The 11,764-nt window shown below is 75.0% G+C and carries 11 protein-coding genes; 5 read left to right on the top strand and 6 right to left on the bottom strand.

Going from position 1 to position 11,764, the window contains the following annotated elements; genetic code table 11:
* Positions 1-851, top strand: an 851-nt coding sequence (locus ACFUMH_RS04415) for a rhomboid family intramembrane serine protease (RefSeq protein ID WP_378200990.1), incomplete at its 5' end; no start/stop codon positions are given.
* 142 nt (positions 852-993) lie between these two features.
* Here ACFUMH_RS04415 and ACFUMH_RS04410 read toward each other — a convergent pair.
* Complete coding sequence (locus tag ACFUMH_RS04410; protein ID WP_378200987.1) at positions 994-1,245, bottom strand: cell division protein CrgA; 252 nt, start codon at positions 1,243-1,245, stop codon at positions 994-996.
* A gap of 187 nt (positions 1,246-1,432) precedes the next feature.
* Between ACFUMH_RS04410 and ACFUMH_RS04405 the strand changes: the two genes are divergently transcribed.
* The 4 genes from ACFUMH_RS04405 to ACFUMH_RS04390 are packed head-to-tail and all read left to right on the top strand — an operon-like array spanning position 1,433 to position 3,905.
* Complete coding sequence (locus ACFUMH_RS04405; protein WP_378200984.1) at positions 1,433-2,272, top strand: DUF881 domain-containing protein; 840 nt, start codon at positions 1,433-1,435, stop codon at positions 2,270-2,272.
* Entirely contained in the window at positions 2,269-3,072 is an 804-nt protein-coding gene (locus tag ACFUMH_RS04400; RefSeq protein WP_378200981.1) for a class E sortase, read from the top strand. Before ACFUMH_RS04405 ends, ACFUMH_RS04400 begins: the two co-directional genes overlap by 4 nt.
* 46 nt (positions 3,073-3,118) lie before the next feature.
* Positions 3,119-3,280, top strand: a complete 162-nt coding sequence (locus tag ACFUMH_RS04395) for a hypothetical protein (protein WP_378200978.1) — start codon at positions 3,119-3,121, stop codon at positions 3,278-3,280.
* 1 nt (position 3,281) lies between these two features.
* The gene (locus ACFUMH_RS04390) at positions 3,282-3,905 is read left to right on the top strand and encodes an aminodeoxychorismate/anthranilate synthase component II (RefSeq protein ID WP_378200975.1); all 624 of its coding nucleotides are present in this window, start codon (positions 3,282-3,284) and stop codon (positions 3,903-3,905) included.
* A gap of 84 nt (positions 3,906-3,989) precedes the next feature.
* Here the strand turns inward: ACFUMH_RS04390 and pknB are convergent, their stop codons facing one another.
* From pknB to ACFUMH_RS04365, 5 genes are read right to left on the bottom strand one after another with little or no spacing between them, the layout of a single operon-like run.
* Positions 3,990-6,005, bottom strand: coding sequence for a Stk1 family PASTA domain-containing Ser/Thr kinase (gene pknB / locus ACFUMH_RS04385; RefSeq protein ID WP_378200973.1), 2,016 nt, complete (start codon positions 6,003-6,005; stop codon positions 3,990-3,992).
* On the bottom strand, positions 6,005-7,357 hold the full coding sequence (locus ACFUMH_RS04380) for a serine/threonine-protein kinase (protein ID WP_378200970.1): 1,353 nt from the start codon (positions 7,355-7,357) through the stop codon (positions 6,005-6,007). Before ACFUMH_RS04380 ends, pknB begins: the two co-directional genes overlap by 1 nt.
* On the bottom strand, positions 7,354-8,805 hold the full coding sequence (locus tag ACFUMH_RS04375; protein WP_378200967.1) for a peptidoglycan D,D-transpeptidase FtsI family protein: 1,452 nt from the start codon (positions 8,803-8,805) through the stop codon (positions 7,354-7,356). The genes ACFUMH_RS04380 and ACFUMH_RS04375 overlap by 4 nt, the downstream gene beginning before the upstream one ends.
* Positions 8,802-10,310 carry an FtsW/RodA/SpoVE family cell cycle protein gene (locus ACFUMH_RS04370; protein WP_378200965.1) on the bottom strand — a complete coding sequence of 503 codons (1,509 nt, stop codon included), beginning with the start codon at positions 10,308-10,310 and terminating at the stop codon, positions 8,802-8,804. The genes ACFUMH_RS04375 and ACFUMH_RS04370 overlap by 4 nt, the downstream gene beginning before the upstream one ends.
* Complete coding sequence (locus tag ACFUMH_RS04365) at positions 10,310-11,764, bottom strand: PP2C family protein-serine/threonine phosphatase (protein WP_378200962.1); 1,455 nt, start codon at positions 11,762-11,764, stop codon at positions 10,310-10,312. Before ACFUMH_RS04365 ends, ACFUMH_RS04370 begins: the two co-directional genes overlap by 1 nt.

Below are 11,764 nucleotides of genomic sequence, written 5' to 3'. Positions count from 1 at the left end.
GCTCCCTCCCGGAGCCGCCGGCCGACCAGCCCCCGGTCTGCCCGCGGCACCCCGACCGCGTGGCGTACACGACGTGCCAGCGCTGCGGCCGGCCGGCGTGCCCGGACTGCCAGGTGCCCGCCGCCGTCGGGTTCCACTGCGTCGACTGCGTGGCGCAGGCGGCGCGCACGGCGCCGGAGCAGCGGACCGCGCTCGGGGCCCCCGTGCGGCGCGGGCGGCCGGTCGTCACCCTGGCGCTCATCGGGATCTGCGTCGTGGCCTACGTGCTGCAGCGCACGGTCCCCGGGTTCACGGACCGGCTGGCGTTCCTGCCGTACTACGGCGCGGCCGAGCCGTGGCGCTTCCTCACGTCGGCGTTCCTGCACGCGCCCGGCCAGCTGCTGCACATCGCGTTCAACATGGTCGCGCTGTGGATGGTCGGGCCGTACCTGGAGCAGACGCTCGGCCGTGCCCGGTACGTGACGCTCTACCTGCTCAGCGCCGTCGGCGGGTCGGTCGGCGCGCTCGCGCTCGCCACCGCGACCGACGGGTGGCTCACCTGGCTCGTCGGTGCGTCCGGTGCCGTCTTCGGCCTGTTCGGCGCCGTGCTCGTCGTGCTGCGCCGGCTCGGCCGCGACGCACGCGGCATCGTCGGCGTGCTCGTGCTCAACGGCGTCCTCGGCTTCGTCCTGCCGGGCATCTCCTGGCAGGCGCACCTCGGCGGCCTCGTCATCGGGGCCGCCCTCGGTGCCGCCTACGCGTACGCGCCGAAGGAGCGGCGACGGCTCGTCGCCGTGCTCGCGCCCGTGGTCGTCGGCGTGGTGCTCGTGGGCGTCTCCCTCGCGGTGTACGCCTCGGCAGGGTTCCGCTGAGCCACGGTTCCGGGCCCCGCGGGGGCGTCCCCAACGTTGCTCACACCTGTGGAATTACACGCGTGTAGTTATCCACAGGTCTGTGCACCGCCTGTGTACCGAACCCTCGACCACGGGTGGAACCTGTGGACGGAGCGGTGGGTCAGCGCCAGCGCGTGAGCATCCCGAAACCGACCACGATGATCGCGAAGCCGATCGCCAGGTTCCACTGGCCGATGCCCGGCACGGGGTACGCGGCGCCCGGCGACAGGTACGTCGTGACCAGCCAGACCAGGCCGAGGATCATGAGGCCGATGGCCAGCGGCAGGTACCAGCGCGGCAGCGGCTTGGGCGCGGCCGGCTTGCCGGGCGGCGGGGTGAACGCGGGCTTCTTGCGGGACTTCGACTCGGGCACGTCGGTGAGCTCCTGTCTGCGACGGTGGTCCGGCGGCCGCCGCCCGTCCGCCTCGGCACCGCCGTCCGAGGTACGTCGGCGGGTACGTCGGCGGACCGGATGTCGGCACGGCGCCGATCGTGACCTAGCGTAGTGCTGTCGTCCCGGCCGCCGTGCGTGCCGGTCACGACGAGCGGAAGGAGCAGGCGTGAGCCAGCGGGCCCACCGGGCGGCGGGCGACCCCGCACCGGCCGCCGAGCGGACCCGACGCGGCCGCCTCGGCCGCGGTGCCGTGGCCGTGGGCGCCGTCCTCGGCCTGTCCGGCGTGCTCTTCACCGTGAGCGCGCGCACCGCCGACGCCGGGCCCGACCGCCACCCCCAGGACCTCGGCGAGCTCTCGCGCCAGCAGGCCACGAACGTCGAGCGCATGTCCGCGGAGGTCGACGCGCTGCGCGCCGAGGTCGCGCGCCTCGCCGCCGAGCAGAACGCCGTCTCCGGGTTCGCGCTGCCGACGCCGTCCGTCGCCGACCTCGTCGAGGGCGGCTCCGTGCCCGTCACGGGCCCCGGTCTCACCGTCGTCCTCGACGACGCGCCCGCCGACGCGCAGCGCGAGAGCCTCAACCCCGACGTCCTCGTCGTGCACCAGCAGGACCTGCAGTCCGTCATGAACGCGCTGTGGGCCGGCGGCGCGGAGGCGATGGCGCTCATGGACCAGCGCGTCGTGTCGACCAGCGCCTTCTGGTGCGTCGGCAACGTGCTGCGCCTGCACGGCCGCGTGTACTCCCCGCCGTACGTCGTGCGCGCCGTCGGCGACCCCGACGACCTGCGGGCCGGGCTCGACGCGTCGCCCGCCGTGCGCGGGTACGTGCGCGACGCCGCCGACGTCGGCCTCGGCTGGCAGGTGACGGGCGAGGAGCGCCTCGAGCTGCCCGCCTTCTCCGGCGCCACCGAGCTGGCGTCGGCCCGTGTGCCGCACGACGTCGAGGTGCTGCCCGGCCTGCCCGCCGAGCGGGACGCCTACCCCGCACCGACCGAGGAGGTCTCGTGACCACGCAGGGCACGACCGAGCGCCGGGCCGCGGGCCACGCGCCGTCGCACGCGCGCGCCGGCACCCCGGGCGGCCGCGGCCGCGCCGTCGTGTACGGCGCCGTGGGCGTCCTGGGCGAGCTGCTCATCACCCTGGGCGTGCTGCTGCTCGGCTTCCTCGTCTGGCAGCTGTGGTGGACGGACGTCGAGGGCGACCGCGCGCAGGCCGAGATCGTGCGCGAGCTGGACTTCGTCGAGCCGCCGCCGGCCGCCGTCGAGGACGAGGGCCCGCTCGTCGCCGAGCCGCGCCGCGACGAGCCGCCCGCGCCCGCCGCGGAGCCCGCGCACGCGGAGACCCTCGCGACGCTCCAGGTGCCGCGGTGGACCGGCGAGCCCGAGCGGCCGATCAGCCAGGGCACCGACCGGCCCACCGTCCTCGACGTGCTCGGCATCGGCCACTACCCCGGCACCGCCATGCCCGGCGGCGTCGGCAACTTCGCGCTCGCGGGGCACCGCGTGACGTTCGGCAAGCCTTTCAACCGCATCGAGGAGCTGCAGATCGGCGACCCGCTCGTCGTGCGCACCGCCGACACCTGGTACGTCTACCGGGTCACCTCGAGCGAGGTCGTGCTGCCCAAGGACGTGCGCGTCATCGCGCCCGTGCCGAACGAGCCGGGCGTCGAGCCGACCGAGCGCTTCATCACCCTCACCACGTGCCACCCGATGTTCTCCGCGCGCGAGCGCTTCATCGTGCACGGCGTCCTCGACTACTGGGCGCCCGTGTCGAGCGGCACCCCGGCCGAGCTGCTGGGGGCGGCGTGACGGCGACCAGGTGGACAGGGTCTGGGCGGACCGACGCAGGAGGCTCATGATGTACGGATGGTTGTGGCGGCACCTGCCCGGGCCGTGGCCGGTGCGGGCGGTGATCGCCCTCGCGCTCGCGGCGGCCGTCGTCGTCGCCTGCTTCCTGTGGCTGTACCCCGCCGTGGCGCCGTACATGCCGTTCAACGAGACCACGGTGGGTGAGTGACGTGACGCGGATCCTCGTGATCGACAACTACGACTCGTTCGTCTACACGATCGTCGGCTACCTCGACCAGCTCGGGGCGAAGACCGAGGTCGTGCGGAACGACGCGGTGCCGCCCGCCGCCGAGCGCGCCGGGTACGACGGCGTGCTCGTCTCCCCCGGCCCCGGCACGCCCGCCGACGCCGGCCAGAGCATCCAGGTGGTCCGCGACTGCGCGACCGCCGGCACGCCCATGCTCGGCGTGTGCCTGGGCCACCAGGCGCTCGGCGAGGTGTTCGGCGGGACGGTGACGCACGCGCCCGAGCTCATGCACGGCAAGACGAGCGAGGTCGAGCACGCCGGCGACGGCGTCCTCGCCGGCCTGCCGACGCCCTTCACGGCGACGCGGTACCACTCGCTCGCGGTCGTCGACGGGACGTTCTCCGACGAGCTCGAGGTCACGGCGCGCGCGCACGGCATCGTCATGGGCCTGCAGCACCGCGAGCTGCCGCTGCACGGCGTGCAGTTCCACCCGGAGTCGGTGCTCACCGAGGGCGGCCACCGGCTGCTCGCCAACTGGCTCGAGCTCTGCGGCGCCACCGACGCGGTCGAGCGCTCGGTGGGGCTGCACCCGCTGGTGCGCCTCTGACCGCTGCGGCGGGGCGCGCCGACGCGCACCACGACGAAGGCCCCCGGGGAGCTCCCCGGGGGCCTTCGTCACATCACGTCGGGCTCAGTCGTCGCCCTCGCCCTGACCGGGCGGCGTCGGCGTGGGCGGCGGGTTCTGGTTGCCGCCGCCGCGCGGGCCGCGCGACACCCGCAGGGTCACCTGCTGCTCGCGGGCTATCTGCGTGCCGCCGTTCGGGTCGGACGAGATGACGGTGCCGGCCGGATCGTCGGAGTCGACGTCCTCGCGGCGCACGTTCGTCAGGCCGACGGCGGACAGGGCCTGCACGGCCGCGTCGTACTGCTGCCCGCGCAGCGTCGTCGGGACGGTGGCCGTGGTCGGCGGCGACGCGACCCCGAGGTTGACGGTCGTGCCCTGCGGCACGATGTTGCCCTCGCCGCGGTCCTGGGAGACCACGGTCCCCTCGGGCTCCTCGCTGGGCTCCTCGGACGTCGCGACCTGCAGGCCCGCCTCGCGCAGCGCGGTGGTGGCGTCCTCCACGTTCTGGCCGGTCACGTTCGGCACCACGACGTTGCCGCTGGACACCGACAGCGTGACCTCCGCGCCGGCGTCGACGGGCGCGTTGGCCGGCGGGTCGGTGCTGACGACGCGACCGCGCGCGATGGTCGGGTGGTCGACCGGTGTGCGGGTGTCGGAGACGACGAGCCCCTCGGCCTCGAGGAGGCGCACGGCGTCCGCCTCGGTCTCGTCGGTCACGTCGGGCACGGTGACCTCGGACGGGCCGGTGGAGATGAAGAGGTTGACGTCGCTGCCCGGCTCGACGTCCTCGCCCTCGGCGGGGTCGGTGCGCGTCGCCTGCCCGGACGGCACGGTGTCGCTCGGCTCCTGCTGCGGCACGGGGACCAGGTCCGCCGCCTCGAGCGTCTGGATCGCCTGCTCCTGGGACTGCCCGACCACGCCGGGCACCGCGACCGTCTCGGGCTCGGCGGTGCGGTTGTTCGACATGAGCAGCCAGACGATGCCCGCGACGGCCAGGACGGCCACCGCGATGAGCGTCCACATCAGCCAGGGCTTGCGCTTCTCCTCCGGCTCGTCCTCCGCCGGGGTCGTGCCGGTCATGATGCCGGTGGAGCCCCACGGCGAGCCCGCCACGGCGGGCGGCATCGCCTGCGTCGTCGCGGCCGCCGGCGCCATGACCTGCGTGGCGTCGCCGGTCGGCACCGCGGCGAGCGCGGCACCCACGGCCGGTGCGTTCACGGCGCCGCCGCGCAGCACGGCCTCGAGGTCGGCGCGGAACTCCGCGGCCGTCGAGTAGCGCGCGTCGCGCTCCTTGGCGAGGGCCTTGAGCGTGATGCGGTCGAGCGCCTCGGGCACGTCGGACGCGATCTGGCTGGGCACGGGCGGCGCCTCGCGGACGTGCTGGTACGCGACGGCGACGGGGGAGTCGCCGACGAACGGCGGGCGGCCCGTGAGCAGCTCGAACAGCAGGCAGCCGGTCGAGTACAGGTCCGAGCGGGCGTCGACCTGCTCGCCGCGCGCCTGCTCGGGGGAGAGGTACTGCGCGGTGCCGATGACGGCCTGCGTCTGCGTCATCGTCGCGGCGGAGTCGGCCACGGCGCGCGCGATGCCGAAGTCCATGACCTTGACCGCGCCCGTGGGCGTGATCATGACGTTCGCGGGCTTGATGTCGCGGTGGACGATGCCGGCGTGGTGCGAGTACTCGAGCGCGGACAGCACGCCGGCGGTGATCTCGACCGCCTCGTCGATGGGCACCGCGTGGCCGTCGCGCAGGATGTCCCGCACGGTGTGGCCCTCGACGTACTCCATGACGATGAACGGCACGTGCGCGACCACGCCGGTGGCCTCGGTGACGAGGTCCTCGCCCGTGTCGTACACGGCGACGATCGCCGGGTGGTTCAGCGCGGCGGCGGACTGCGCCTCGCGCCGGAACCGGTTCTGGAACGAGGGGTCGCGGGCCAGGTCGGAGCGCAGGATCTTGATGGCGACCGTGCGGCCCAGCCGGGTGTCGTGCCCGATGTGCACCTCGGCCATGCCGCCGCGGCCGATGAGCTCACCGACCTCGTACCGGTTGGCAAGGATGCGGGATCCGTCGTCCACCACTAGGCGTCCTTCACTTCCGTCGATCGCGGGACGGGCAGAGGGCCCGGGTCCCGCCCTGCCGGGTCGGTCTGCGCACGCGCGTCCCGGCGTTCCCCGGTGATCATCCCACCGGGTGCGTCCGCACGAGGGTACTGGTCGGTGGCCGTCACACCCGTCGCCCGCACGGTCGACGTCGCGCCGGGCGTCCCGTGCGCGCCGACGACCCGGTCGGCCAGCGCCGCGCCGAGCAGGGCCACGAGCACGAGCACGAGGATGACGAGGGGCAGCCGCAGGCGGCGCAGGTTCTGCCCGGCGTCGCGCACCGCGCCGAGCACCGGGCTGGGCGGGGGAGCGGCGGCGCGGGCGGCCGCGCGGCGGGTGCCCGGTGCGGGCTCGGGCCGGGCGGTGCCGCGCCCGCGGCGCGACGGCGGGTACGACGGCGGGCTCGCGGCCGGTGCGGCGGCGGGCGCCTGCTCGTCCCGGCGGGGGCGCGCGAACTCGTCCCGGGGCCGCTGCGGCCGTGTGACCAGCACCGGGACGCCCGACGGCGGGGTCTGCGGCACGAGCCGGTCGAACATGCCCGCCAGCTCCTCGCCCGACGCGGGCCGCTCGGACGGCTCCTTCGACAGCAGGCGCAGCACGAGCGCCGCGAGCCGCCGCTCGACGGTCGTCGGCAGCGGCGGCACGGGGTCGTTGACGTGCGCGACAGCGATGTCGACCGCCGTCGGGCCCGTGAACGGGCGCTTGCCGGCGAGGGCCTCGTAGGCGACGACGCCGAGGGAGTACAGGTCGGACAGCGGCGTGGCCGGGCGGCCGACGGCCTGCTCGGGGGAGAGGTACTGCGCCGTGCCCATGACCATGCCGGTGGCGGTCATCGTCTTCTGGTCGGCGGCGAGCGAGACGCCGAAGTCGGTGATCTTCACCTTGCCCGAGCGCGCGAGCAGGATGTTGCCCGGCTTGACGTCGCGGTGCACGACGCCGGCCAGGTGCGCGGCGTGCAGGCCGCGGGCCGTCTGCGCGAGCACCGGCAGCAGCCGACGCGTGTCCAGCACGGGCTCGCGCTCGAGCAGGTCGCTCAGCGGCTCGCCGACGACGAGCTCCATGACGAGGTACGCCGACCCGTCCTGCTCGCCGTAGTCGAACAGCGCGGCGATGTTCGGGTGCGAGAGCGCCGCGGAGTTGCGCGCCTCGGTGCGGAACCGCTCGAGGAAGCCGCCGTCGCCCGCGAACTCGGCGCGCAGCACCTTGACGGCGACGGGACGCTGAAGCGCGTCGTCGTTCGCCTCCCACACCTCGCCCATGCCGCCGACGGCGATCCGCCGCAGCAGCCGGTAGCGCCCCCCGCCGAGCGCGACGCCCGGACCCGTCCTCACGATCCCAGCACCGCCTCGATCACGGCCCGCGCGACCGGCGCCGCGACCTGTCCACCCGTGGCCTCGTTGCCGAGGTTCCCGCCGTTCTCGACGATGACCGCGACGGCCACCCGCGGCGCCTCGGCCGGCGCGAACGCCGTGAACCACGCGTGCGGCGGCTCGCCCGGCACCGTCTCCGCCGTGCCCGTCTTGCCGGCCACCTGCACGCCCGGCAGGCGCGCGGAGCGGCCCGTCCCGGACTCGACGACGCCGACCATCATCTGCGTGAGCGCGCTCGCCGTCTCGGGGGAGACGGCCGTCGACAGCGTCTCCGGGTCCGTCTGCGAGACGACCGTGAGGTCGGCGGCGCGCACGGTCTCGACGAGGTAGGGCCGCATGAGCTGCCCGCCGTTGGCGATCGCCGCGCTGATCATCGCGACCTGCAGCGGCGTCGCGACGACGTCGCGCTGGCCGATCGCGGTCTGCGCGAGCGACGGCGGGTCGAGGTCGGTGGGGAAGACGCTCTCGACGACCTGCGTGGGGATCGTCAGCTCGCCGCCGTCGAAGCCGAAGCGCTCGGACTGCTCGCGCAGCGCGTCCTCGCCGAGGGTGAGGCCGAGGTTCGCGAACGCGGTGTTGCACGAGACGCGCAGCGCGTCGGCGAGGCTGACCTGGTCGCCGCCGCAGCTGCTGCCGCCGAAGTTGCCGATCGTGGCGCTGGTCTGGGGGAGCGTCAGCGAGACCGGCGACGGGACGGCCGTCTCGGGCGTGTACGCGCCGCTCTCGAGCGCGGCCGCGGCCGTGACGAGCTTGAACGTCGAGCCCGGCGCGTACCGCTCCTGCGTGGCGTTGCTGCGCAGCGGGTTGCCCTCGGTGGCGTCGAGCTCGGCGTACCGGGCGGACGCCTCGCTCGTGCTGTGCACGGCGAGGACGTTGGGGTCGAAGCCGGGCGTGGAGACCAGGGCGAGGACGCGGCCGGTGGACGGCTCGATCGCGGCGACGGCGCCCTGCTGGTCGCCGAGCGCGGTGCGGGCCGCCTGCTGCGCGGCGGGCAGGATCGTCGTCTCGACGGCCGCGCCCTCGGGCCGACGTCCGGTGAGCAGGTCGCGGATGCGCGAGAAGAAGAGCTGGTCGCCGCGGCCGGTGAGCTGGTCGTTCGCGGCGCGCTCGAGCTGGCTGCGGCCGTTCGCGATCGAGTAGAAGCCGGTCACGGCGCTGTACAGCTCGCCGTTCGCGTAGGTGCGCTGGAACCCGAACGGGTCGTCGACGGGCACGGACGCGGCGATGGCCTCGCCGCCGGCGACGATGGGCCCGCGTGCGTTCCCGTGCTCGCGGTACAGCGTGCGGGCGTTGCGCGGGTCGGTGTTGAGGTCCCCCGCCTGCCCGAACTGCACCCACGAGGCGCTGCCCATGAGGGCGACGAACATGACGAGGACGAGCGTGGCGAGGCGGCGCAGCGGCGTGTTCACCGGTCGTCACCCCCGATGTGCTCGGTCGGTCGGTCGTCGGGTCGGGGTCCGGGGTCGTCCGGCGCGGTGCGCGCCGACGACCGCACGGGCCCGTCGGCGCCCTCGGCGCGGCCGGCGACGGCCACGGGCACCCCGATGTCCGGCGTCGGCACCGCCCGAACCACCGGCACGGGCCGCCGCGCCTCGTCGGAGATGCGCAGCAGCAGCGCCGCGATGATCCAGTTGGCGACGAGCGACGAGCCGCCGTACGCGAGGAACGGCGTGGTGAGGCCGGTGAGCGGGATGATCCGCGTGACGCCGCCGACGACGACGAACAGCTGGAAGGCCACGACGAACGACAGGCCGCCCGCGAGCAGCTTGCCGAACCCGTCGCGGACGCCGATGGCGGTCCGCATGCCCCGCTCGGCGAGCACGGTGTAGAGCAGCAGCACGGCGAGCAGGCCCGTCAGGCCGAGTTCCTCGCCGATGGACGCGATGATGAAGTCGGACTCGGCGTACGGCACGAGGTCGGGCCGCCCCTGGCCCCAGCCGGTGCCGAACAGGCCGCCGTTCGCCATCCCGAACAGCCCCTGCACCACCTGGTACGACCCGCCGACCTCACGCCCGTAGACGTCCTGGTCGAGGGCCCGCAGCCACACGTCGAAGCGTGCGCCGACGTGGCTGAACGTCGTCGCCGCCGCGATCGCGCCGCCGACGAACAGCAGGAGGCCGATGACGACCCAGCTGGTGCGCTCGGTGGCGAGGTACAGCATCGCGACGAACAGGCCGAAGAACAGCAGCGAGGTGCCGAGGTCGCGCTGCCCGACGAGGACGAGCAGCGACACGCCCCACACGAGCAGGATCGGGCCGAGGTCGCGGGCGCGCGGCAGCTGCAGGCCCAGCACCTTCTTGCCGGCCAGGGCGAGCGTGTCGCGGTGCGTGACGAGGTAGCCGGCGAAGAACACGGCGAGGGCGATCTTGGCGAACTCGGCGGGCTGCATGCCGACCGGGCCGACGCGCACCCAGATCCGGGCGCCGTTCACGGTCTGGCCGATGACGGGCAGCAGCGGCAGCACGATGAGCGCGAGCGCCGCGACCATCGCCGTGTACGTGTACCGGCGCAGCGTGCGGTGGTCGCGCAGCAGCAGGAGCACGCCCACCGCGAGGGCCACGGAGATGGCGGTCCACGCGAGCTGGCGGTCCGCGAACCCGGAGTCCGCGCGGCCGCGCTCGGCGTATGCGAGCGAGATGCGCGAGATCATCCCCAGGCCGAGGCCGTTGAGCGCGACGACGACCGGCAGGATCACCGGGTCCGCGTAGGGCGCGCGCAGGCGCAGCACCACGTGCACGACGAGCGCGAGCACGGTGGTGCCGACGGCGTACGCGACCGCGTGCGGGGGCACCTGGTCGGTGACGCCGAGACCGGCGAGGACGTACCCGGCGATGCCGATGCCGAGGGCGGGCACGAGCAGCAGCAGCTCGGTCCCGCGCCCGGGACGGACCCGGTGGGGCTGGATGGAGGCCATCACGGGACGCCGGCTCCGGGCAGGTCGGTCGCGGGCTGGCCGTCGGCCGGCTGGCCGTCGGCGGGCTGGTCGGTGGCCGGCTGCGCGGGCGCGGTGGGCGTGGCGGGCGTGGGCGTCGGGGCGGGCGTGGCCGGCTCCTCGTCCTCGACGCCGTCGGCGAGCATGTCGACGAGGTCGCGCGCCTGGGCGAGGGACCCGGCCGAGATCGTCTGCTCGACGCGTTCGCGCAGGTAGGCGGGCAGGTCGGCGACCTCGACGTCGGTCGTCTCGACCACGGACGCGAGCTCGAGCGGCCCGAGCGTCTGCGGGATCCCCCGGTACACCGTCACGCGGCCGTCGGCGTGGCCGACGTAGTACTGCTGCTGCGTCCACAGGTAGCCGAGCACGACGGCGGCGACGAGCGCGACGCCCACGACCACCCACGTCACGACGAGCCCGCGGCGGCGCGGCTCGGGCGCCAGCGGCTCGTCCTCGTCGCTGTCGCGGTCCGGCCCGTCGGCGTCCGTGCCGGCGGTGGCGACCGCGCCGGTGCCGCCGGGCGGCGTCTCCGGGTCGGCGTCGTCGGACGCCTCGGTGGCCGTGCCCTCGCCGCGGCGCGCGCGGCTGGACAGCCACGCCGCGCGGGCGGCGGGGCTCTCGGCCGCCGCGGACCGGCGCTTGCGGGACAGCGCCGCCGCTCCGACGACGCTCGCGTTCGTGCCGGGCATCGCGCCGTCGGGCAGCTCGTCGAGCTCGACGACGTCGGCGAGGACCACCGTCACGTTGTCGCCGCCGCCCGCGCGCAGCGCGAGCTGCACCAGCCGGTCGGCGCACGCGTCGACGTCCGGGATCGTCGCGAGCGTCTCCTCGATCGTCTCGGCCGAGACGAAGCCCGACAGGCCGTCGGAGCACAGCAGCCAGCGGTCGCCGACGCGGGCCTCGCGGACCGACAGGTCGGCGGTGACGTCGGCGTCGAAGTCGCCCAGCACGCGCATGACCACGGAGCGCTGCGGGTGGTGCTCCGCCTCCTCGGCGGTGATGCGGCCGGTGTCGACGAGGTGCTGCACGAACGTGTGGTCGGTGGTGACCTGCGTGAGGACGCCGTCGCGGAACAGGTACCCGCGGCTGTCGCCGAGGTGCACCATCGCGAGCTTGTTGCCCGCGCGCAGGATCGCCGTGACGGTCGTGCCCATGCCCGCGAGGTCCGGCTCGGCGGTGCTGCGCGCGATGATCTCGGCGCGCGCGTCGTCGAGCGCCACCTCGAGCTCGTCCAGCGCGTCGTCGGGGCCGTGCGACTCGCCGTCCAGCGGGGCGAGGGCCGCCACCGCGACCGACGAGGCCACGTCGCCGCCGGCGTGACCGCCCATGCCGTCCGCGACGACCAGGAGGTGGGGTCCGGCGTACGCGGAGTCCTGGTTGTCGGAGCGCACGAGCCCCACGTCGGAGCGCGCGGCGTAGCGGAGGGCGACCGTCAC

It is taken from the genome of Cellulomonas sp. NPDC057328 (assembly GCF_042667215.1).
GTDB lineage: Bacteria > Actinomycetota > Actinomycetes > Actinomycetales > Cellulomonadaceae > Cellulomonas.
The sequence above is the reverse complement of the archived record's forward strand: the minus strand, read 5'-3'. Positions and strand labels throughout refer to the sequence as shown.